At 62.1% G+C, this 21,119-nt stretch carries 20 protein-coding genes, 1 pseudogene and 1 riboswitch; of the genes and pseudogenes, 15 read left to right on the forward strand and 6 right to left on the reverse strand.

Annotation, left to right across the window (positions count from 1 at the left end):
* Positions 1-204 precede the first annotated feature (204 nt).
* The 5 genes from A3A9_RS0126070 to A3A9_RS0126095 all read left to right on the forward strand — a co-directional run bounded on the left by A3A9_RS0126070 (position 205) and on the right by A3A9_RS0126095 (position 6,781).
* On the forward strand, positions 205-1,560 hold the full coding sequence (locus tag A3A9_RS0126070) for an ABC transporter substrate-binding protein (RefSeq protein WP_027061274.1): 1,356 nt from the start codon (positions 205-207) through the stop codon (positions 1,558-1,560).
* Positions 1,561-1,798: 238 nt separating this feature from the next.
* On the forward strand, positions 1,799-2,812 hold the full coding sequence (locus tag A3A9_RS0126080; protein ID WP_027061275.1) for a carbohydrate ABC transporter permease: 1,014 nt from the start codon (positions 1,799-1,801) through the stop codon (positions 2,810-2,812).
* A gap of 1 nt (position 2,813) precedes the next feature.
* On the forward strand, positions 2,814-3,968 hold the full coding sequence (locus A3A9_RS0126085; protein ID WP_027061276.1) for a carbohydrate ABC transporter permease: 1,155 nt from the start codon (positions 2,814-2,816) through the stop codon (positions 3,966-3,968).
* Positions 3,969-3,972: 4 nt separating this feature from the next.
* Positions 3,973-5,637: an alpha-glucosidase family protein gene (locus A3A9_RS0126090; RefSeq protein ID WP_027061277.1), complete on the forward strand. Its 1,665-nt coding sequence runs from the start codon at positions 3,973-3,975 to the stop codon at positions 5,635-5,637.
* A 31-nt stretch (positions 5,638-5,668) separates the two neighbouring features.
* Entirely contained in the window at positions 5,669-6,781 is a 1,113-nt protein-coding gene (locus tag A3A9_RS0126095) for an ABC transporter ATP-binding protein (protein WP_027061278.1), read from the forward strand.
* An 82-nt stretch (positions 6,782-6,863) separates the two neighbouring features.
* Here A3A9_RS0126095 and A3A9_RS0126100 read toward each other — a convergent pair whose 3' ends face one another.
* The 3 genes from A3A9_RS0126100 to A3A9_RS0126110 form a co-directional block, all read right to left on the reverse strand.
* Positions 6,864-7,100 (reverse strand): DUF680 domain-containing protein, encoded by a 237-nt coding sequence (locus tag A3A9_RS0126100; RefSeq protein WP_027061279.1) that lies wholly within the window; start codon positions 7,098-7,100, stop codon positions 6,864-6,866.
* Positions 7,101-7,168: 68 nt separating this feature from the next.
* A complete protein-coding gene (locus A3A9_RS0126105; protein WP_027061280.1) occupies positions 7,169-7,372 on the reverse strand; it encodes a DUF680 domain-containing protein in 204 nt (67 codons plus the stop codon).
* A 72-nt stretch (positions 7,373-7,444) separates the two neighbouring features.
* Positions 7,445-7,645: a DUF680 domain-containing protein gene (locus tag A3A9_RS0126110; protein ID WP_027061281.1), complete on the reverse strand. Its 201-nt coding sequence runs from the start codon at positions 7,643-7,645 to the stop codon at positions 7,445-7,447.
* Between the two features lie 509 nt (positions 7,646-8,154).
* Positions 8,155-8,356: riboswitch (cobalamin riboswitch) on the forward strand.
* 114 nt (positions 8,357-8,470) lie between these two features.
* On the opposite strand from A3A9_RS0126110, the gene A3A9_RS0126115 reads away from it, so the two are divergent.
* From A3A9_RS0126115 to A3A9_RS0126150, 8 genes are all read left to right on the forward strand, one after another.
* Positions 8,471-9,718, forward strand: a complete 1,248-nt coding sequence (locus A3A9_RS0126115) for an aromatic ring-hydroxylating oxygenase subunit alpha (protein WP_027061282.1) — start codon at positions 8,471-8,473, stop codon at positions 9,716-9,718.
* A gap of 20 nt (positions 9,719-9,738) precedes the next feature.
* Positions 9,739-10,839, forward strand: a complete 1,101-nt coding sequence (locus A3A9_RS0126120; RefSeq protein ID WP_027061283.1) for a hybrid-cluster NAD(P)-dependent oxidoreductase — start codon at positions 9,739-9,741, stop codon at positions 10,837-10,839.
* A gap of 28 nt (positions 10,840-10,867) precedes the next feature.
* Positions 10,868-11,410, forward strand: coding sequence for a PqqD family peptide modification chaperone (locus A3A9_RS0126125; RefSeq protein WP_245279122.1), 543 nt, complete (start codon positions 10,868-10,870; stop codon positions 11,408-11,410).
* A 32-nt stretch (positions 11,411-11,442) separates the two neighbouring features.
* Positions 11,443-12,492 (forward strand): hypothetical protein, encoded by a 1,050-nt coding sequence (locus A3A9_RS0126130; RefSeq protein WP_027061284.1) that lies wholly within the window; start codon positions 11,443-11,445, stop codon positions 12,490-12,492.
* Positions 12,489-13,244 carry a glycosyltransferase family 2 protein gene (locus A3A9_RS0126135; protein WP_027061285.1) on the forward strand — a complete coding sequence of 252 codons (756 nt, stop codon included), beginning with the start codon at positions 12,489-12,491 and terminating at the stop codon, positions 13,242-13,244. Before A3A9_RS0126130 ends, A3A9_RS0126135 begins: the two co-directional genes overlap by 4 nt.
* A 62-nt stretch (positions 13,245-13,306) precedes the next feature.
* A complete protein-coding gene (locus tag A3A9_RS0126140; RefSeq protein WP_027061286.1) occupies positions 13,307-14,041 on the forward strand; it encodes a glycosyltransferase in 735 nt (244 codons plus the stop codon).
* Positions 14,041-14,718: a glycosyltransferase family 2 protein gene (locus A3A9_RS0126145; protein WP_027061326.1), complete on the forward strand. Its 678-nt coding sequence runs from the start codon at positions 14,041-14,043 to the stop codon at positions 14,716-14,718. Before A3A9_RS0126140 ends, A3A9_RS0126145 begins: the two co-directional genes overlap by 1 nt.
* Positions 14,718-16,187 carry a nucleotidyltransferase family protein gene (locus tag A3A9_RS0126150; protein ID WP_033838799.1) on the forward strand — a complete coding sequence of 490 codons (1,470 nt, stop codon included), beginning with the start codon at positions 14,718-14,720 and terminating at the stop codon, positions 16,185-16,187. Before A3A9_RS0126145 ends, A3A9_RS0126150 begins: the two co-directional genes overlap by 1 nt.
* A gap of 19 nt (positions 16,188-16,206) precedes the next feature.
* Here A3A9_RS0126150 and A3A9_RS39500 read toward each other — a convergent pair whose 3' ends face one another.
* Together A3A9_RS39500 and A3A9_RS0126160 are read right to left on the reverse strand one after the other, a co-directional pair.
* Entirely contained in the window at positions 16,207-17,427 is a 1,221-nt protein-coding gene (locus A3A9_RS39500) for a glycosyltransferase family 87 protein (RefSeq protein WP_051371167.1), read from the reverse strand.
* A gap of 56 nt (positions 17,428-17,483) precedes the next feature.
* Positions 17,484-18,113, reverse strand: coding sequence for an alpha-ketoglutarate-dependent dioxygenase AlkB family protein (locus A3A9_RS0126160; RefSeq protein WP_027061288.1), 630 nt, complete (start codon positions 18,111-18,113; stop codon positions 17,484-17,486).
* Positions 18,114-18,116: 3 nt separating this feature from the next.
* Here A3A9_RS0126160 and A3A9_RS44270 point away from each other — a divergent pair, with 3 nt between their 5' ends.
* Complete coding sequence (locus A3A9_RS44270) at positions 18,117-18,308, forward strand: hypothetical protein (RefSeq protein WP_152536181.1); 192 nt, start codon at positions 18,117-18,119, stop codon at positions 18,306-18,308.
* 95 nt (positions 18,309-18,403) lie between these two features.
* A pseudogene (locus A3A9_RS41330) lies at positions 18,404-20,553 on the forward strand (TonB-dependent siderophore receptor).
* 77 nt (positions 20,554-20,630) lie between these two features.
* Here A3A9_RS41330 and arfB read toward each other — a convergent pair.
* On the reverse strand, positions 20,631-21,068 hold the full coding sequence (gene arfB, locus A3A9_RS0126170; RefSeq protein WP_027061289.1) for an alternative ribosome rescue aminoacyl-tRNA hydrolase ArfB: 438 nt from the start codon (positions 21,066-21,068) through the stop codon (positions 20,631-20,633).
* Positions 21,069-21,119 lie beyond the last annotated feature (51 nt).

Here is a 21,119-nt window from a genome sequence, read left to right on the forward strand (position 1 = left end):
TACAAATGCGCAAGCTTAAATCGATTAGCCACTGCCCCCTCTTGACTCTTGAGTGAATCAATGGCGAGATCAGGAAAGCCAAAGCGCTTTGGAAGACTCTTCGAAAGGTTGCGGTTCCTTCGCGACTGAGTCACAGTCCTGCAGCGTCGGCGGACGGAATGGAGGTTCCGTCCGGTGTATGTGACCCACTGGGAGGGAATACCGATGAAGAAAATGCTTTTGCTGGGCGCTGCGTTTGCCACGTTCGCCCTGAATGCGCCCGCGCATGCCGAACTGAAGTTCAAGCCCGGCGAGGACAAGCGCTTTCACTGGGCAAATTTCGAAGACCTCAAGAAAGTCGACCTCAAGGGCGAGACCCTGACCATCTTCGGACCGTGGCGCGGCGAGGACGAGGCACTTGCCCGTTCGGTGCTCGATTATTTCGCCGAAGCCACCGGCGTCGAGATCAAATATTCCTCGTCCGAAAACTACGAACAGCAGATTGTTATCGACACCCAGGCGGGCAGCCCGCCCAACATCGCCATCCTGCCGCAGCCGGGCCTCATCCAGGATCTCGCATCCAAGGGCGTGCTGACCCCGCTGGGCGACGACGTCGCTGCCTGGGTCAAGGAAAACTACGCGGCCGGCGACTCCTGGGCCAAGCTTGGCACCTTCGCAGGCAAGGACGGCAAGCAAGGCTTCTACGCCCTTCCCTACAAGATCGATGTGAAGGGGCTGGTCTGGTACTCGCCCGATAATTTCCAGGAAGCCGGCTACAAGGTCCCCAAGACCCAGGAGGAACTGGCCGAGCTCGAGAAGAAGATCATCGCCGATGGCGGCAAGCCCTGGTGCATCGGGCTTGGCTCCGGCGGCGCCACCGGCTGGCCGGCGACCGACTGGGTCGAGGACATCATGCTGCGCACGCAGCCTCCGGAAGTCTACGACAAGTGGGTGAAAAACGAGATCCCGTTCAACGACCCCGCAGTGGTCAACGCCATCGACATTTTTGGCAAGATCGCCACCGACGACAGGATGGTCGACGGTGGCGCCAAGGCGGTCGCGGCGACCGATTTCCGCGACAGCCCGAAGGGCCTCTTCTCGGTGCCGCCGAAGTGCTACATGCATCATCAGGCGTCGTTCATCCCTTCCTTCTTCCCGGAGGGCGTGAAGCTTGGTCAGGATGCGGACTTCTTCAACTATCCGCCTTACGCCTCCAAGCCGGAGCTTGGCACGCCGCTGGAAGTGGCCGGAACGCTGGTGATGATCACCAAGGATTCCAAGGCATCGCGCGAATTCGTCAAGTTCCTGCAGATGCCGCTCGCGCATGAATTGTGGATGGCGCAGAAAAGCTTCGTCACCCCCTTCAAGGGAGCCAACAAGGACGCCTATGGCAGCGAAGCGCTGAAGAAACAGGGCGAGATCCTGGTCGGAGCGACGACCGTGCGCTTCGACGGTTCCGACCTGATGCCGGGCAAGATCGGCGCCGGCGCCTTCTGGACCGGCATGATCGACCTGGTTGGCGGCAAGTCCGCCCAGGATGTCGCCACAGACATCCAGAAGAGCTGGGACGGGATCAAGTAAGCGATTGATTGGCCCGGCAGCCGAGCGGCCGGCCGCTTCATCTTCGCAGGGATCCGGGCCTTGCCGGCCCGGATCCGACGGCGGCCGACGCCGCCCCGTTTCGTCATGAGCGCATCGACATGAAGCGCAATCCGCATGCGAGATTTTTAAAGCGGCCGATTGCGCTCCAAAACAACTGAATCGGCGCCTGGTCGCGAGGTTATCAAGCCTCGCCGGATCATCCGCAGGGGAGGAATGCATGGCGTCTCAGATTTTCTCGGCCATATTTGTCATCATCATCGGCGTCGGGGGCTGCGTCGCCTATTTCTGGGGCGCCAACAAGCTGGTCGACCTGATATTCCCATCGCGCGGCGTCGCCGGCGCTGCTGCCATCGACAATCTTCGCCGGCAAGGGCTGGTCCGGCCCTGGCTGTTCGTCGGCCCGGCCATGATCATCCTGACCATCTATCTGATCTATCCCGTGATCGAGACGCTGCGGCTCTCCTTCCTCGATCGCGGCGGCATCAATTTCGTCGGTCTGGCCAACTATCAATGGGCGTTCGGCGACCGCGACTTCCGCAACTCGATCCTCAACAACGTGCTGTGGCTGGCCGTCGTGCCCGCCGCCTGCACCTTCCTTGGCCTGATCATTGCGGTGCTGACCGACAAGATCTGGTGGGGCACGATCGCCAAGAGCCTGATCTTCCTGCCGCTGGCGATCTCCTTCGTCGGCGCCAGCGTGATCTGGAAATTCATCTACGAATATCGCGGCGAGGGTCAGGTGCAGATCGGCATCCTCAATGCCATCATCCAGCATTTCGGCGGCCAGCCGCAGGTTTGGATATCGCTACCGTTCTGGAACAATTTCTTCCTGATGGTCATCCTGATCTGGATCCAGACCGGCTTTGCCATGGTCATCCTGTCCTCGGCCCTGCGCGGCATTCCGGAGGAGACTCTGGAAGCCGCGGTCATCGACGGCGCCAACCCGTTCCAGATCTTCTGGAAGATCATGGTGCCGCAGATCTGGGGTACGATCGCGGTGGTGTGGACCACGATCACCATCCTGGTTCTGAAAGTGTTCGACATCGTGCTGACCATGACCAACGGCCAGTGGAACAGCCAGGTGCTGGCCAATCTGATGTTCGACTGGATGTTCCGCGGCGGCGGCGATTTCGGCCGTGGCGCGACAATCGCCATCATCATCATGATCGCGGTCATTCCGATCATGGTCTGGAACATCCGCCAGGCCAACAAAGAAACGGGAGGGCATTGAGATGGCCGTCGCGACCGGAAATTCCTTTGCCAGCCGCTTCGGCGTCCACATCGCGGTGCTGATCTTCGTTACGATCTGGACCATCCCGACACTCGGCATCCTGGTCTCCTCGCTGCGCGACAAGGACCAGATCATCGCTTCGGGCTGGTGGAATTCGTTCTCCAGTTCCAGCCAGACCGAAGCCGGCCGACTGCCGCCCGCCTCGGCGCAGACCCAGAAGGACGGCAAGTTCGTTCTCGAGGGCAACATCTTCGGCGACGGCGCCAAGCGCGCCATCAGCGCCTTCGGCGTCAAGGCGGCGGCCCCGACGCAGTATCCGGCCGGCAGTTCGGCCGATCTCGGTGACGGCGTCACCCTGCAGGTCAATGCCGACGGCAGCTTCGTCATGATCTCGCCCAAGGCGTTCGAGGGCGATCGCGGCCAGCGCGTCTATTACGCCTCGTCGGCGCCGCCGAAATTCACCACCGACAATTACAAGACCGTGCTGCTTTCCGAAGGCATCGGCCGCTCATTCATGAACTCGCTGACCGTCACCATTCCGGCGACCGTCATCCCGATCCTGATCGCGGCCTTTGCCGCCTATGCACTGGCCTGGATGCGCTTTCCCGGCAGGGCACTGCTGATCGCGGTCATCATCGGCCTGCTGGTGGTGCCGCTGCAGATGTCGCTGATCCCGCTGTTGAAACTCTACAACGGCGTCGGCACGTTCTTCGGCGTGCCGTCGAAGACCTATCTCGGCATCTGGCTGGCCCATACCGGCTTCGGCCTGCCCTTCGCCATCTATCTGCTCAGGAGCTACATTGCCGGCCTGCCGCGCGAAATCATGGAATCGGCGCGCATCGACGGCGCCAGCGATTTCGAGATCTTCGTCAAGATCGTGCTGCCGCTGTCATTCCCAGTGCTTGCCTCGTTTGCCATCTTCCAGTTTCTGTGGGTATGGAACGATCTGCTGGTGGCAATGGTTTTCCTCGGTACGGAAGCAGACCAGATCGTGCTGACGGCCAAGCTCAACGCGCTGCTTGGCTCGCGCGGCGGCGATTGGGAGATTCTGACGACATCGGCCTTTGTGACCATCATCGTGCCGCTGATCGTGTTCTTCTCGCTGCAGCGCTATTTCGTCCGCGGGCTGCTTGCCGGTTCCGTAAAAGGAGGCTGAGACCATGCAATCCGCTTTGAAAGCCAGTTCGAACCCTGACCTCGCCGCCGATCGTGATTGGTGGCGAGGTGCGGTGATCTACCAGATCTATCCGCGCAGCTACCAGGATTCGAACGGCGACGGCATTGGCGACTTGAAAGGCATCATCGGACGGTTGCCCTACATCGCCGCGCTCGGCGCGGACGCCATCTGGATCTCGCCCTTCTTCAAGTCGCCGATGAAGGATTTCGGCTACGACGTCTCGGACTATTGCGACGTCGACCCGATGTTCGGCACGCTGGCCGATTTCGACGCACTGACGGCGGAGGCGCACCGGCTGGGTCTCAAGGTGATGATCGACGAAGTGCTGTCGCATACGGCGGACAGCCATCCCTGGTTCGGGGAAAGCCGGGCGAGCCGCACCAATCCCAAGGCGGACTGGTATGTCTGGGCGGACGCCAGGCCCGACGGCACGCCGCCCAACAACTGGCTGTCGATCTTCGGCGGATCGGCTTGGCAATGGGACACCAGCCGCCAGCAATATTACCTGCACAATTTCCTGGCCGAACAGCCCGACCTCAACTTCCACAACCGCGAGGTCCAGGACGCACTGCTCGACGTCACCCGCTTCTGGCTGGAGCGCGGCGTCGACGGTTTCCGCCTCGACACGATCAATTTCTACTTCCACAGCCAGGGCCTGGAAAACAATCCGCCGTTGCCGCCGGAAGAGCGCAACGACCAGACCGCGCCGGCGGTAAATCCCTACAACTACCAGGACCACATCTACGACAAGAGCCGCCCGGAAAACCTCGGCTTCCTCGAACGTTTCCGCGCCCTGCTCGACGAATATCCAGCGACCGCTGCGGTCGGTGAAGTCGGCGATTCGCAGCGCGGGCTGGAAGTGGTGGCAGCCTACACCGCCGGCGGCAAGCGCGTGCACATGTGCTATTCCTTCGACTTCCTGGCGCCGGAAAAGATCAGTGCCGGCAAGGTCCGCTCGGTGCTGGAAGCGTTCGGCAAGGTTGCCAGCGACGGCTGGTCGTGCTGGGCCTTTTCCAATCATGACGTGATGCGCCCGGCCTCGCGCTGGGCTGCCAACGAGGCCGATCCGACCGCCTATCTCAAGGTCATCTCGGCATTGCTGATGTCACTGCGCGGCTCGGTCTGCATCTACCAGGGCGAGGAGCTCGGGCTCGGCGAGGCCGATTTGCGCTTCGAGGATTTGCAGGATCCCTACGGCATCCGCTTCTGGCCGGAATTCAAGGGCCGCGATGGCTGCCGCACGCCCATGGTGTGGGATGGCGGCGCCAGGAATGGCGGCTTCTCCCAGGCAAAGCCCTGGTTGCCGGTGCCGGCCAAGCATCTGTCGCAGGCGGTCAATGTCCAGCAGGGCGACCCGGCTTCGCTGCTTGAGCACTACAGGCGCTTCCTCACCTTCCGCCGCGCCCATCCGGTGCTGGCCAAGGGAGACATCACCTTCATTGAAAGCCAGGGCGACACCGTCGCCTTCACGCGCCGGGCGGGCAATGAACAGATCGTCTGTGCCTTCAACCTCGGCGCCAAGCCGGCCAAGATTGACCTTGGCAACCGGCCGCTGCAACCTTTGCCGGGACACGGGTTTTCCGGACAGGCGAGCACCGGTTCGATCGAACTCGGCGGTTACGGCGCCTGGTTCGGACGCATCGACTGAAATCTTTGAGGACATCACTGGGAGGAAACCAATGGCCGATGTCAATTTGAGACAAGTGAAGAAGTCCTACGGCAACCTGAACATTCTCCACGGCATCGACCTCGATATCAAATCGGGCGAGTTCATCGTCTTCGTCGGTCCGTCGGGCTGCGGCAAGTCGACCTTGCTGCGCTCGATCGCCGGGCTCGAGGAAATCACTTCAGGCGAGCTCAAGATCGATGGCGAGGTGGTCAATGACGTGCCGCCGTCGAAACGCGGCATCGCCATGGTGTTCCAGTCCTATGCGCTCTATCCGCATATGACCGTCTACGACAACATGGCGTTCTCGATGAAGATCGGCAAGGAGAACAAGGCCGAGATCGACCGACGCGTGAAACAGGCAGCCGAAATCCTGCAGCTGACCAAATATCTCGACCGCCTGCCCAAGGCGATGTCGGGCGGCCAGCGCCAGCGCGTCGCCATCGGCCGCGCGATCGTGCGCAACCCGAAAGTGTTCCTGTTCGATGAGCCGCTGTCGAACCTTGACGCCGCACTGCGCGTCGCCACCCGCATCGAGATCGCCAAGCTCAAGGAATCGATGCCTGCCACGACCATGATCTACGTCACCCACGACCAGGTCGAAGCGATGACGCTGGCCGACCGCATCGTCGTACTCAAGGACGGCTATATCGAGCAGGTCGGCACGCCGATGGATCTCTACAAGAAGCCCGGCAATCTGTTCGTCGCCCAGTTCATCGGCTCGCCTGCCATGAACATCCTGCCGGCGACCATCGACAAGACCGGCAACCCGACCGTTGTCAGCCATGTCGGCGGGCGCAAGGCCACCGTGCCGATCACGACGCCCGCCTCGGCGAAGGGTGCGGCCGTGAGCTTCGGCGTGCGGCCGGAGGACCTGATTGTCGCCACCGGCACGGAGTATCTGTTCGAAGGAACGGTCGATTATGTCGAGCAACTCGGTGAGGTACAGCTGGTCTATGTCGACATTGGCCGCGCCGACCTGCCACTGGTGACCAAGCTGCCGGGCAATGTCGAGGTCAAGCGCGGCTCGACATTGCGGCTCAGTGCCAATGGCGAAGACCTGCACATCTTCGATGCGGACGGACATTCCTTCGCGCTCCAGAAACCGGAAGCAAAGGCGGCCTGAAGCGGCCAGGCCCGTTGAATCAAGGCACAAAAAAAGAGCGGCGGGCCAGGCCCGCCGCTCTTTTCTGGATCGACTTTGGCTGTTAGTGGCCGAAGAGGTTCCGGTCGCTGCCCTGGGGCGCCGACTTCTGCACGTCGCCAGAGGAGTTAAGCAGCTTGTAGACGGGCGAGCCGTTTTCGCGGATCGAACCCGTACGCGAGTTGTCAACCGAAGTCGCAGCAGGCGGGTTGGCGCTATTGGCGTTGTAGTTGTCGCTGCCGGCGAAAGCGCTGCCGGAAATGGCCAGAACGGCGGCGGCAGCAAGGATGATCTTCTTCATTTCAAGTCTCCTGAATTTCAAGTTTCAACAGAGCGGCAGGCAAGCCCACCGCTCCGGAGGATCGGCTGTTAGTGGCCGAAGAGGTTGCGGTCGGCACCCTGGACAGGTGCCTGGGCAGCCGGTTCCGACTTCTTGATCGAAGCCGTGTACGAGCTGTCGGTCGAAGCAACAGCGGACTGGTTGGCGCCATTGGAGCCAAAGTTGTCGCTGCCTGCGAAAGCGCTGCCGGAGATGGCCAGAACGGCGGCGGCAGCAAGAATGATCTTCTTCATTTCAAGTCTCCTGAATTCTTCGAGTTTCGCCAGGGCGGCGAGCCAAGCCCACCGCCTGTTGGTGATCGGCAGTTAGTTGTTGCCGAAGAGGTTGCGGTCGGCACCCGTGACAGGCGTCTGAGCAGCCGGTTCCGACTTCTTGACCGAAGCCGTGTACGAGCTGTCGACAGCAGCAGTGGCTGCAGGGGCATTCGAACCGTAGTGGTCGCTACCAGCGAAGGCGCTGCCGGAAATGGCCAGAAGGGCGGCGGCAGTGAGAATTATCTTTTTCATTTTAAGTACTCCAGTATTTTTGTATTTTTGCTGTCCGTCTAGCGGCGTGTCTTGGGATGAAATCGCGTCGTTCGGACAGCCCCGATGTGGGTGAGCCGTCTGCCGGATTCCAATCACGAAGTTGTTCCGTCTGGGCCATGATTTTACATCTTGTAATTTTAATAAGCATGCCTATTATCTTATTTTATGTATATAATACAGATACTTAAATAAACATCCCTCCCACTCACCGAGTGTATCCGGGCGTCAGCGTTCACACCGTCCTGCACGCATTGTCAACAGAAACGAACCGTTCGGTTCGATTTTAGAAGTTGCTAATAGTCACTTTTCGATACCCCCGACCTCTTTTGCCCCCGCCTGGAGCCGGACAAGAGACGATTCGAAACAGCACAGATGGCCAGCCAAACAGGATCTCAGCTGTTCAGTCGCTGGCCGGAGCGTTCGTCAAGCGTGTCGCGCCGCATGGATGCGATGTCGTTTTCGTGCCGACACCGGGACGCATGTCGTGATTAGATCATCACATCTCAGGTGCTGCTTCGTCATGACGAAGCGGAGAATTGGGAAGCCGGTCAGAATCCGGCGCTGCCCCCGCAACGGTGGTGGAGTTCAAGTCGCAACGGGAGACCACTGGGCGAAAGCCTGGGAAGGTGTCGCGATGGTCCGAAAGGACAACTCCAGAGCCCGGAAACCAGCCCGAGATTGTTGAACTCGACTGATCGCGGTGGGCGGTCAAGAGGCGGATGGTGCATGCCCGGCTTCCGCCGGCCTGCGTCCGGTCCTTCCTCCGTCACCACCAGTTCAGTCCTTGAAGTATGAGGACAGGACATGGATGCTCGCAACGAAATGCTGAGGCTCTTGAACAGCCGCAGGGACGGGTTCTCGCTCGAGCAACCCTTCTACACCGACCCGGACTATTTCAAGCTGGACATGGAGCTGATCTGGTATCGCGACTGGCTGTTCATCGGCCATGATTGCGAACTGCCGAAACCAGGCAGCTTCATCACCGTGCAGATCGGCGACTATCCGGTCGTGCTGGTGCGCGACCAGCAGGGCAAGATCAACGCTTTCCACAATTCCTGCCGCCATCGCGGCAGCCGTGTCTGCAACACCGACAAGGGCACCGCCGCCAAGCTGGTCTGTCCCTATCACCAGTGGACCTATGAGCTGGACGGCCGCCTGCTGTTCGCCCGCCAGATGGCCGACGGTTTCGACAAGAGCCAGTTCAGCCTGAAGCCGGTCGCCTGCGAAAGTGTCGCCGGCTACATCTTCATCTGTTTGGCAAAGGAGCCGGCCGACTTCGCGCCGATGCGGGCAATGATCGAACCCTATCTCAAGCCACACCGGCTGGGCGAGGCGAAGGTCGCCTTCGAGAGCACAATTGTCGAGAAGGGCAACTGGAAACTCGTCTGGGAAAACAACCGCGAATGCTACCATTGCGCCGGCAACCATCCGGAACTCTGCAAGACCTTCCCGGAAGCACCGACCGTGACCGGCGTGCAAGGCGCCGACAGCGATCCCGAAATGCTGGCGCACTGGGCGAAATGCGAGGCCGCCGGCCTGCCGAGCAAGTTCCGCATCGATCCGGCCGGACAATATCGCGCCACGCGCGCGCCGCTGCTGCGCGATGCGGTCAGCTATACTATGACCGGCAAGCGGGCGGTGAAGAAGAGCCTGTCCGACAGCGTCTCGGCCGACCGCATCGGCACCTTGATGCACTATCACTACCCGACGACGTGGAACCACATCCTCATCGACCATGCCGTCACTTTCCGCGTGCTGCCGATCAGCGCCACGGAAACCGCGGTGACGACCAAATGGCTGGTGCACAAGGATGCGGTCGAGGGCGTCGACTACGATCTCGCAGAGCTCACCCATGTCTGGACCGAGACCAACGACCAGGACCGCCGCATCGTCGAGGAAAACGCCTTTGGCATCCTGTCGCCGGCCTATGAACCCGGCCCCTATTCGGAGCTGCATGAGGGCGGCGTGATCCAGTTCGTCGACTGGTACGCGCGCTTCATCGGTCCGCGCCTTGCCGAAGGCGGCCGGCCAGCGCTGCGCAGCGTGGCTTGAGAGGTTGAGGAATGAACGCGATGACTGACCTTGGCCTTTATCGTCATCTCGATCAGATGGCGCCCTGGAACGACAGGTTGCAGGTACTGGAGGTGATCGGCGTCAGCGACGAAGCGCCAGACGTGAAGACCTTCACTTTCCGCTCCGACAACCAGACCTGGTTCCGCTACAAGCCGGGCCAGTTCGTGACGCTTGAGCTGCCGACGCCAGACGGGCCGCTGATGCGCACCTATACACTATCGTCGTCGCCGTCACGGCCGTTCTCCATTGCGGTGACGGTGAAGGCGCAGGCGGGCAGCATCGGCACACGCTGGATGTTCGACCATCTGAAGCCCGGCTCGCACGTCAAGGCCTATGGACCGAGCGGCGACTTCTCGCTGCACAGCCATCCGGCGGCCAAATATCTGTTCATCTCGGCCGGTTCGGGCGTGACGCCGATGATGTCGATGCTGCGCTGGCTGAACGACTGCGCGCCATGGACCGATGTCGGCTTCGTCAATTGTGCACGGCGTGCCGAAGAGATCATCTTCCGCAAGGAACTCGAACTGCTCGGCGGCCATATGCCTGGCCTGTCGCTCGGCTTCATGATCGAGGAGCGGTCGAGCCGCGAAGGCTGGTACGGCCATATGGGCCGCATCGACGCCATCCGGCTGCCGCTGCTGGCGCCCGATTTCCGTGAACGTGAAATCTTCTGCTGCGGCCCCGACCCCTTCATGCGTGCCGTGCGCGGGATGCTGGACGCCGCCGGCTTCGACATGACGAAATACCACCAGGAGAGCTTTGCCGCCCCCGCGGTGGAGGAAATCCCGGCGCCATTCGCAACGCCCGAGCAGGACGGCGTTGCCGTCCCCGTCGAAGCCGCAACCCCGATCCGGTTCGCGCTTTCGGACGTCGACGCCGAATGTGTCGCCGGCCAGACCGTGCTGCAGACGGCGCGTTCCTCGGGCGTGCGCATTCCAGCCGCTTGCGAATTCGGCCTGTGCGGAACCTGCAAGGTCAAGAAAGTTTCCGGCACCGTCGAGATGAGCCACAATGGCGGCATCCTCGACCATGAGATCGATGACGGCTTCATCCTGGCCTGCTGCTCGAAGCCGCTGTCGGCGCTCGAAATCGAAGCGTGATCCACTTGGCGACCAACTGATTCCCGAAATGCTCGGGGCCTTGCCGGCGCCGGTTGCCTTGCCAAGAAAGAACCGAGCGTTTACAGGCGTTGTAGGTGAAGCGATCCTGCTGGAGGGCAGAATTGCGGGCGGGGCGACGATGATGCGTGATTCCAATGCCTATGCGGTTGCGAGCAGGGATATTGTCTTCGAATCCTTCGATGGCGAAGCCGTGGTACTCAATCTTGCGAATGGCAAATATTTCGGCTTCTCCGATTCCGGCAGCAGGGTGTGGCAGGCGCTCTCGTCAGGGGTCGATGCCCAGGCCCTGATCGGGCTGACCGCCGGCGGCTCGACAATAGCCGCGGCCGAACTCGACCACTTCATATCGCAATTGCTCGACCTGGGGTTGCTGGCACGTCTGGAAGCGACGGCTCAGCCACTGCCGGGCGAGCTGCCCGCCGAGCTTGCCGCCACGAGCGAGCCGCTCCATGTGAGCATTCACGACGACCTCGCCGACCTGATCATCGTGGATCCCATTCACGAGGTCGAGGAGCCCCTGGGCTGGCCGGCGGTCAAGCAGGCATCCTGACGGGCCGATTGCGGCGGGGATAGAGGCGCAGGATGCCGCGCGTCACGCTCGAAACCTTGCCGGATTACGCCCGGTATCTCATCACCACCGCCGAAAGTGTGGCTAAGGATTATCCGGCCACGCGTAAGGTCCATCTGCCCCGACTGGAACTGACCGCTCATGTCGGTCCAGGGGTGCTTGCGGATGCGTTTGGTCATGCTTTCGCGGAGGCCGCGCAAGACCAGCGGGAATCGCTGGCATGCCGTATCTTCATCGTCCATCCCGGCATCGCCGGCATCCCCGAGCCGGCGCGATGGGGCGACGCGCATTTCACCGAACACGGCTTTGCCGAACGGCTCGCCGAGGCCGGGCTGCGTGGCCACTATTTTCACGATCTGGATTTCTGGCAGGTCTACGATCCGCAACGTCGCACTGGCGTGCAACTGATGGCCTCGGCCGATGCCTTTCCGCCCTGGGAACCGACAGCGCCGCTGCGGGCCTTCCTGCATTGGGAATATGCGGCGCGTAGCATGCGGCTGACCCATGCCGGCACGCTCGGTGCCAACGGCAAGGGCATGCTGCTCGCCGGTGCGGGCGGCGCCGGCAAATCCGGCACCGTCGCCGCCGGTCTGCTCAACGGGCTGGACAGCGTCGGCGACGACTATGTGCTGATCGATCTTGCCGGCGGCGTGACGGCGCGACCCTTGTTTTCAACGCTGAAACAGGATCCGCGAGGTTTCGCCCGGCTGGGCCTGAAGCAGCGACTGAAGATCGAGAGCCCCTTGAACTGGCAAGGCAAGCACACGTTTCACATTGCTGACATCGCGCCCCGGCCGGTGCCGGCAGCGCTGGACATTGTTGCGCTGGTGGTGCCACATATCGGCGGTGGCGAGACGAGTTCGATCGTGCCAGTGTCGCGTCGAGACGCCATGATAGCACTGGCGCCGTCGGGTATCATGCAGATGCCGGGGGAGCGCGAAAGCGGTTTCCGTTTCTTCAGCGATCTCACCCGGCTGTTGCCAAGCTACCGTCTGTCCTTGGGAACGCATCCCGAGGAGATCGCCGGCACTATTGCGGATTTTCTAACGCGGGTTGCCTCGTGAAGTTGAGCGTGATCATGCCTGTCTACAACCGCGAACGCTATGTCGTTTCGGCCTTGCGCTCGCTTGTGCGCCAGAGCGATGCCGCCGATCTCGACATCATCGTCATCGATGACGGTTCAACCGATGGTTCGGCGGAGGCCGTGCGCTCGATGATGGTTGAGAACCCCTGCATCCGCCTGTTCCGGCAAGAGAATATGGGCGTTGCCAAGACACGCAATGCCGGGCTGAGGCAGCTGCCGGCGGACGCCGAGTTCGTGTCCTTCCTGGATTCGGACGACATCTCCCTGGCCGAGCGCTTCAAGACGGATCTTGCACATTTCCGCGCCACCCCCAGCCTGGAGTTGACCTATTCACTGATGACCCTGGCTGACCGGATTGACGACGAGCGGCTGGAGCCTACAGTTGACAGCCGCATCGTCACGCTTCGGGGAATTTCGCTGAGCACGGCCATGTTTCGCAGGAGACTTGTCGAGCGAACGGGTCAATTCGACGAGGAGTTCGAGCAGTCCGAGGACACCGACTATCTGCTGCGGGTTTTCGAAAGAGGTCCTAACTACGAGTTGTTGGACACCGTCGCGATCTACTACCGGCGCCACGCGGGGAATGTAACCAGGGAACACGGCGATAGGGTCCGCAATCATTTGCGCGCAATCCACAAGTCGATTCGGCGGCGCAAGGCTGATCCGTCGCTGCGCGAGATTCCAGGTATTTTCGAGATGAAGAGCCCCCTAAATGACTGGCCGACGACGTAATGCCGGGCGCAATCGGATCAGATTCCGCAGATCTGGAACGGTCGTGGAGGCTGAGCGTGATCATGCCCGTCCACAACCGTGAGGCCCTTGTCGGCCCGGCCCTGCGCTCGCTGCTCAGGCAGCGCGACGCCGCCGATCTCGACATCATCGTCATCGATGACGGCTCGACCGACGGATCGGCCGAAGCGGTGCGCTCGATAATGCGTGAGAACCCCTGCATCCGCCTGTTTCAACAACCCAACATGGGTGTGACCCGGACGCGCAACACAGGGCTGAGACTGCTTGGGCCAGAAACGGAACTGGTCTCCTTTCTGGATTCGGACGATATTTCGCCAGTTGGACGCTTTGCGGCCGATATCCAACTTTTCCGCGACGATCCCGAGCTGGATCTTACCTATTCAAGGATGATGCTGGTCGACAAGATCGACGATGAGCGCCTGGAGCCTGCCGCTGACAGCCGCAGCATCACGGTTCGCGGCATCCATTTGTCGGCGGCGATCTTCACGCGCCGGCTTGTCGAGCGTATCGGTGTCTTCGATGAAGCCTTCAATCAGGCAGAGGACACCGACTACCTGCTGCGCACTTTTGAAAGCGGGCCAAGATACGTTATGCTCGAGACCGTGGCCCTCTATTACAGACGCCATCCCGGTAACATGACTCGACAAACCGAGGTTCAGTCCCGTGAATTCCTGCGCGCCATCTACAAGTCGATGACCCGCCGCAAGGCAGATCCGACCTTGCGGCGGATCGAAGGCATCTTCGAACTCAAGGATCTCGCTGACTGGCAGTTCATGTGATGAGTGGATACGGCGTCATCATTCCGGCCTTCAACGCCAGCGGCACCATCGCCGAGACGCTGCGATCGATCGCCGCCCAGACGGTTCGCCCGGACCTGGTGGTGATCGTCGATGATGGTTCGACCGACGATCTTGCGTCGGCGATCGGCGATACGGACCTGCCGGTACGCTTGTTGCGGCAGGAGAATGCCGGGCCTGGCAGCGCCACGACCCGAGGCATCGCCGCGCTGTCCACGCCGCTCATTGCGACGCTCGACGCGGACGACCTCTGGCTGCCGGACAAGATCGATAGACAGCTGGCGCATCTTGAGAGATATCCCGCGACAGCGGGGGTTTTCTGTCATTGGCGGAATTTTCGCAACGACCAGCCCGACGCGCCCGAGGCTACTTCCGTGCCCGGCTGGTCACGCACCACCATGATGATCCGCCGCGCGGTCGCCGAGACCGTTGGACCAATCGTCGATCCACCGGGCGGCCGTGGCGAAATGATCGACTGGATCGCCCGGGCGCGCGAGGCGGGCCTTGCTCTCGACATGCTGGAGGAGGCCTTGGCGCTGCGCCGCATCCGGCCGGGCAGCCTGTCCTATGGACGCGATGCGGCCCGCGACCGCGGCTATCTCGAAGTGGCGCGGCTCGCCATGCTGCGCCGGGCGCGCAACAAGGCCGGCTCAGGCTGATGGCTGATATTCGCCGCATCGAGCGACGCTTCCCGGATTACGGCTGGTCCTGGCCGACGGGGGGGCTCGACCAGTTGCTCAAGGCAGCACTTCTTCCCGACGAGGACGCCGCTGCCGCTTGCGCCGGCCGCTGGCTGGACGAGAACGATATCGATCTCGTCCCGTTTCGGGAGCACCGGCTGCTGGCCGCGATCTCCGACAGGTTCGGCAGGAAGCTGGCCGGCCATTCCGCCTATCCGCGTCTCGTCGGCCTGCAGAAGATGCTGTGGACCAAATCGCGGATGGCGATGCGGGAAGCAGAACCGGCGCTGAAGGCGATGGCCGATGCGGGATGCCAGGTGATGCTGATCAAGGGCGCCAGCCGCATTGCCTTGAACGCCTCGGCGCAGCGCGGCCGGGTGGCGCATGACATCGACATATTGGTGCGGCCGCAGGACATGCAAACGGCCTTCGACGTGCTGCGCGACGGCGACTGGCAGATCGCCACCGGGGTCAGCCCGCAATATCTGAGGACAAGACTGGCTTCACTGCGCTCGATGAATTTCTTCAAGGGCAATCTTGGCGACATCGACCTGCACCAGCTCGCCTATGACGGTTCGCAGCGAAGCGAGGAAGACGACCTGGCCATATGGCAACGGGCCGATAGCGCCGAGTTCAGCGGCGTCAGCGTGCTGGTGCCGTCGCCCGCCGACCGCATCGCGCTTGCCATCGCGCATGGCGGGCTCGACGCCCACACGCATAGCGACTGGCTGGTCGATTGCGCCGTGGCTATCCGCGGCGGCGATGTCGACTGGGACGTGTTCCTCGATGTTGTCGCCAGGCGCGGCCTTGCCGTGGCCGCAGCGGTGGCGCTCTCTTACCTTGCACTTGAAACAGGCGTTGCGGTGCCGGACAGGGTGCTGGCGCGCGTGCTGGATATGGCCGACCGCACCGGCCTTTCGCGGTGGTCGGCCGTGCTGCAGGCCAAGCCACGGACCGATTTCGGCAGGCTGGTCTGGTTGTCGCGCGGCCTTGCCAAGCAGTTGCGGCTGCGGCGCAAGAGCGGCCGGTTGCGGCAGGAGCCGTCAGCCAAAGCCTGGCGCGGCAGGCCAGCCCGTCGCGAACCCCTGGAAGCACCATCGCCATCGGTGCTCTCCCAAATCATACCCTGCCCGCCAACGGCGGGAGAGATGATGCTGGACATCACGGTCAGGATCAGTGTTCCACCAGTCCGGCGCCGCATCGAGATGGAGATCAATGCCGATGACCACCATGTCGCGCGCCTGCGCGCCATGGCCATCAGCCGGTCCGGCAGGGAACGGGTGCTGCATTTTCGCGGCAAGGTGACGCTTGATGGGCAAAGGCATGCCTTGACGCTGGAGGCGCGACCCTCCCGGCAATTCCGGCAATGGGACGATGCGGCGGCGGTCGCGGCCTATGGCGCGCTGCCCTTCCAACTGATCTCTGCGACATTTTCGCCGCTGCGCTGAGTACCGCGTGGCTCCGGGGCTAGGATGCCTGGCTATCCGCTGCGCCCAAAACAACGTCCCTGCGTTCACGGGCCCTGATCTCGGCAAGCATCCATGCCGACAGCGACAACGGCACCAGGACACCGATACCAAGCCCCACCCCGTTCACCAGATGGGCGATGGCCGGGTAGAGCCAGACCAGCGCCAGGAAGAGCCTGGGCATGTTGGCGCGCGTCGAAAACAGGTAGGCGACGGCAACGGCAAGACCGACCGTGTCGTAGCTGTAGCCATAAGGCGTCGCAACGGTTGCCAGCACGGCGGTGAGAACCACTCTTTCGCCATGCTGCACCTGCCGCCAGGGTAGCCAGACCCAGATGGCAGCGGCGATGGCTGCGATCGTCGCAACGGCCTGCATGGCATAGGCGACCGTCAGCCCCGCCCCGCTTGCGCGCGCCAGGAAGAACATGGTTGCGGCGTTGGCCTGGTAGGGCTGCGGATAGGGTGCCTCCAGTATCGCCGTCATCAAGGGGCGGGTTTCGGTCCAGAACAGCTGCCAGACGTCGAAGCCGAGCGAGGCGCCCGTCAGGATGAAGAGCGCCGCCGATGACAGGGCGGCCGCAACGATGGCGCGCCAATTGCCGCTGGCCAGCAGGCAGAACGGGACCAGAATACCCAGATGCGGCTTGACCGTCAGCAAGCCGAACAGCAGCCCGGCCAGGATCGGCCGCCTAGGTGCTACGGCCAGTCCGCCGATGAGGAAGGCGGTGGTCAAGGCGCCGTTCTGACCGAAGATGGCGTTGATGAAGACGGCCGGGCACACAAGGATGGCCGCTTGCGCAAGCATGCCCATTTTCAATGGCCGCACCGCCAGCCACAGGCAGAAGACAGTGCCGAAGGTCCAGATGAAATAGGCCGAGAAAATCGGCAGCAGCGCAAGCGGCGCGCCGAAGATGAGGATGCTGGGCGGGTAGCTCCATTCCTGATTGGGAAGATCGGGCGAGAACATCCGCCGCAAGGCCGCGCGATAAATGTCCACGTCGAACAGCCAGGCCGCATGGCCGTCGAGCGCCATGCGCCCGCCTGCCCACAGATTGGTGAAATCCCAATAGGGCAGCCGGTCGCTTAGCTCCGAGAAACCATGCTCGTCGAAGGTCCACAGGGCAAGATGGTAGCGCAGCCCGATCAGAATTCCGGTGCACAGCACAAGTGCCGCGAAACGCAAATCGGATCGATCGCGGACAGTTTGATTGACCGGTGTCATCGCGCAGTTTTCCAGGACCCTGACAGCCTTGATAAGGGACGCGCGTTAAGATCGGCTTATGCTGAGCCCTCGTCCGGCTGGGTCACCCGCCGCAGAGTCAGATTGATCCTGCCGCCGTTCTTGAGCAGTGCCGAGGTCGACGGGTAGATTCGGTCGACGCCATGAAAGGCGAGACGGCCCTCGCCGCCGAGCACGACGACGTCGCCACTCTTCAGCTTGAACGACTTGGTGCCGCCCTCGCGCGTCGTATGGCCGACCCTGAACAGGCAATCGTCACCCAGCGAGACGGAGACGACGGGTGCCGAGAAGTCGGCCTCGTCGCGGTCCTGGTGCAGGCCCATCTTTGCTTCAGCCGTGTAGAAATTGATCAGGCAGGCCTGCGGCGGGTTCGGATAGCCCGACACCTGTCGCCACAGATCGAGCAGGCCGTCGGGGATCGGCGGCCATGGCTCTCCGGTCAGCGGATGCGTCGGCTGGTAGCGGTAGCCGCGTTCCTTGTCGGTGACCCAGCCGAGCGGGCCGCAATTGGTCATGCGCACGCTCATCTCTTTGCCGGTGCGCGGCATGGCGGGCACGAACAGCGGCGCCTGCTGGACGATGCCTCTGACCGCCTCGACCAGTGCCTCCTGAACAGGGCGGGACAGATAGGCCGGCATGTGGCGGACGCCCTTGGGTAGAACGAGCATGGATTGGCGCACCTTGAGATGGTTGGGACCCGCAAGATGCCACCATCGAAAGAAAACGGCGACCCGAAAGCCGTCACCGATCTCACCGCAATTGCAGATGCCGAGATGGGCGGTGAATTCGCGCCCCGGCTTCGCGAAATGCGGTTGACGGATAAATATGAGTTCCATAGTCAAGTTTTGAACTTGAGTTTTTAAATCAATAATTTGGATGCCGGCGAGCGGGAGAGGCCTTCGGCGGCGAATGGCAAAGAGCGAGGCATATCGACGTGACGTTTCATCGAGAGTTTAACATGATCAGGGGTGGCAGGGTCTGGGGCCGGGGATTGCTCGGTACGACGTGTCTCGCGACGCTGCTTGGCGCTCATCCAGCACTTGCGCAGCAAACCGGCACCCAGACACAAGATGGCACGCTCGAACCGATCAGGGTCGACGGCAAGGCCGGTCGGGACAATTCCCGGGATGACGACAAGACGGTGGCTGCCAAGCGCAGCGCCGGTGCGACCAAGACGGATACGCCGCTCATCGAAACGCCGCGCTCGGTCTCGGTGGTGACACGCAAGGAGCTTGAGGAGCGCGGCGCGCAAGACATCATCGAGGCGGTGCGCTATTCGGCGGGCGTTAGCACCGGCGCCTATGGCTGCGATCCGCGCTTCGACCAAATCTATATCAGGGGCTACGACGCCACCACGCTCGGCGACTACAAGGACGGCCTGCGCCAGCCCTACATCAATTATGGCACGTTCCGCACCGACCCCTATTCGCTCGAACGCGTCGAGGTCATCAAAGGACCGGTGTCGGTGCTTTACGGTGCGGGAACGCCGGCCGGCATCGTCAACAAGGTGCCGAAGCTGCCGACTGAGGACAGGATCCACGAAGTCGAGTTGCTCTATGGCACGAAGGACAGGGCACAGGCGGCCTTCGATTTCGGCGGCCCGGTCACGCAGGGCAGCGACGAGTTCCTCTACCGGATCGTCGGCCTGGCGCGAAACGGCGACACCAATTTCGACATCGCCGACGATCGCTATTTCCTGCAGCCATCGCTGACCTGGAATCCCGATGCCGCGACCTCCTTCACCATCTACGGGCTGGTGCAGGCTGACGAGACGGATACCAGTGTCGCCGCGATCACCGATCCGTCGGGAAAGGTCCACGCCTTGCGCTCAAGCGATCCGGACTATGACTATCAGAAAATCCGGCAGCAGCAGATTGGCTACAAGTTCGAACACGATTTCGGCGACGGCATCACGTTGCGCCAGAATGTTCGATATTCACACCTCGACCTGAGGTCGCGCTATCTAGCGATCGCCAGTTGGACCGGCACTGTCGCGCATCGTTATGCGAATTCGATCCGCGACGAAATGAACGTGTTCCAGGCCGACAACCAGGTCGAGGCCAAGTTCGATACCGGTGCGCTCGCCCACACTTTGCTTCTCGGCCTCGACTATACCAACCTGACCTCGTCCTTCGGCTACGGGGCAGGTCCCGTCAATCCTGCCTATGATTTCGACATCTCCAATCCGACCTATGGTGTTTCCGGCCCGACGCCGGACTACAATGTCACGACCTCCGACGCCGATTTGCACCAGACCGGCGCTTATGCGCTGGATGAGGTCGAATTGGACAAATGGCGCTTCACGCTTGGCGGACGCCAGACATGGGTCGAGCAGACGCGTGAATACGGTGACGGCAGTTCCGAGGGCTTGAACAAGAACGCCTTCAGCGTCCAGGCCGGCGCCCTCTATCTGTTCGACAATGGTGTTGCGCCCTTCGCGAGTTATGCGACCTCGTTCGAGCCGGTCACGAACCGATCCGAGTCAGGCGACATTCTTCAGCCGACGAACGGCGCGCAATTCGAACTGGGGGTCAAATACCAGCCACCAGGAACCGACATCCCGCTGTCGGCGGTCGCCTATCATCTCGTCGAGAAGAACAAGCCGGTCGTCGTCAACGCCAACACGGGCACCTACCCGCGCTCTGGGCGAAGTCACCAGCAACGGCTTTGAACTCGAGGCGCGCGGCCATCATGGACGGGCTGGATGTGATCGCGGCCTACAATTACAACCATGCCGAGATCACTGACGGCGCGGTCGCGGAGATAGGCAAGGTTCCGGCCGTCACGCCCGAGCATGTCGCGAGCCTCTGGGCCAACTACAAGTTCGACGAGGGCAGTGTCGCCCCAGGCCTATCGGTCGGAGCCGGCGTGCGACTGCAGAGCGCCACCTATACCGACACGTCAAACACCGCCAAGAATGATGCCGCGGCCTATCTCGATGCCTCGGCATCCTATGATTTCGGCGCCATCGACAATAAATATGAAGGTGTCAGCGCCGCCTTCGCCGTCCGCAACATCGCCGACGAGCGCGCCACGGTTTGCAACAGCGGCTATTGCTACATGGGTCAGGGCCGCAACATCACGGCTTCGCTGAAGCGCAGCTGGTAAAATCGAAAACGCCGCGCGTCCTTTCGGATGCGCGGCGCGAAATGGAAAGTCGCTTTATACACGCGTTGGTGTGACGCTTAATCGTTATCCACCCGGCGCCGCAATTTCTTGATCGTGCCGCGTCCGGCTTTGCTCTTCAGCCGCCGCTCCACCGCGCCTTTCGAGGGCCGCGTCTTCTTGCGCTGCGGCGGCGGCGGCTCGGCGGCCTTGGCGACCAGCGCCGTGAGCCTTGCCCGGGCGTCGGCCCGGTTCTGCTCCTGGGTGCGAAAGCGTCCGGCCTCGATGACGATGACGCCGTCCTTGGTGGCGCGTTGGCCGGCAAGCTTGATCGTGCGCTCGCGCACACGTTCCGACAGGCCGGCTGCGTTGGCTGCGTCGAAGCGCAGCTGCACGGCGGTCGCCACCTTGTTGACGTTCTGACCGCCGGGACCCGACGAGCGGATGAAATCCTCGTGCAGGTCGCCCGGGTGGATCACGGCTTCGCCAGATATGATGATGTCGTCGTCGATCGGCATGGCGCAGTCATGGCGCGGCGCCGTGAAAAAGAAAAGGCCCGATCGAAATCG

Origin of the sequence: Mesorhizobium loti CJ3sym (assembly GCF_000472785.1) — a bacterium.
In the GTDB taxonomy this organism is placed as follows: domain Bacteria; phylum Pseudomonadota; class Alphaproteobacteria; order Rhizobiales; family Rhizobiaceae; genus Mesorhizobium; species Mesorhizobium loti_E.

What these genes read in the sequence shown, in the direction of transcription:
- A3A9_RS0126070 (WP_027061274.1), top strand. Translation starts at nt 205, where the DNA reads ATGAAGAAAATGCTTTTGCTGGGCGCTGCGTTTGCCACGTTCGCCCTG.
- A3A9_RS0126080 (WP_027061275.1), top strand. Translation starts at nt 1,799, where the DNA reads ATGGCGTCTCAGATTTTCTCGGCCATATTTGTCATCATCATCGGCGTC.
- A3A9_RS0126085 (WP_027061276.1), top strand. Translation starts at nt 2,814, where the DNA reads ATGGCCGTCGCGACCGGAAATTCCTTTGCCAGCCGCTTCGGCGTCCAC.
- A3A9_RS0126090 (WP_027061277.1), top strand. Translation starts at nt 3,973, where the DNA reads ATGCAATCCGCTTTGAAAGCCAGTTCGAACCCTGACCTCGCCGCCGAT.
- A3A9_RS0126095 (WP_027061278.1), top strand. Translation starts at nt 5,669, where the DNA reads ATGGCCGATGTCAATTTGAGACAAGTGAAGAAGTCCTACGGCAACCTG.
- A3A9_RS0126100 (WP_027061279.1), bottom strand. Translation starts at nt 7,100, where the DNA reads ATGAAGAAGATCATCCTTGCTGCCGCCGCCGTTCTGGCCATTTCCGGC.
- A3A9_RS0126105 (WP_027061280.1), bottom strand. Translation starts at nt 7,372, where the DNA reads ATGAAGAAGATCATTCTTGCTGCCGCCGCCGTTCTGGCCATCTCCGGC.
- A3A9_RS0126110 (WP_027061281.1), bottom strand. Translation starts at nt 7,645, where the DNA reads ATGAAAAAGATAATTCTCACTGCCGCCGCCCTTCTGGCCATTTCCGGC.
- A3A9_RS0126115 (WP_027061282.1), top strand. Translation starts at nt 8,471, where the DNA reads ATGGATGCTCGCAACGAAATGCTGAGGCTCTTGAACAGCCGCAGGGAC.
- A3A9_RS0126120 (WP_027061283.1), top strand. Translation starts at nt 9,739, where the DNA reads ATGACTGACCTTGGCCTTTATCGTCATCTCGATCAGATGGCGCCCTGG.
- A3A9_RS0126125 (WP_245279122.1), top strand. Translation starts at nt 10,868, where the DNA reads ATGCTCGGGGCCTTGCCGGCGCCGGTTGCCTTGCCAAGAAAGAACCGA.
- A3A9_RS0126130 (WP_027061284.1), top strand. Translation starts at nt 11,443, where the DNA reads ATGCCGCGCGTCACGCTCGAAACCTTGCCGGATTACGCCCGGTATCTC.
- A3A9_RS0126140 (WP_027061286.1), top strand. Translation starts at nt 13,307, where the DNA reads ATGCCCGTCCACAACCGTGAGGCCCTTGTCGGCCCGGCCCTGCGCTCG.
- A3A9_RS0126145 (WP_027061326.1), top strand. Translation starts at nt 14,041, where the DNA reads ATGAGTGGATACGGCGTCATCATTCCGGCCTTCAACGCCAGCGGCACC.
- A3A9_RS0126150 (WP_033838799.1), top strand. Translation starts at nt 14,718, where the DNA reads ATGGCTGATATTCGCCGCATCGAGCGACGCTTCCCGGATTACGGCTGG.
- A3A9_RS39500 (WP_051371167.1), bottom strand. Translation starts at nt 17,427, where the DNA reads ATGACACCGGTCAATCAAACTGTCCGCGATCGATCCGATTTGCGTTTC.
- A3A9_RS0126160 (WP_027061288.1), bottom strand. Translation starts at nt 18,113, where the DNA reads ATGCTCGTTCTACCCAAGGGCGTCCGCCACATGCCGGCCTATCTGTCC.
- arfB (WP_027061289.1), bottom strand. Translation starts at nt 21,068, where the DNA reads ATGCCGATCGACGACGACATCATCATATCTGGCGAAGCCGTGATCCAC.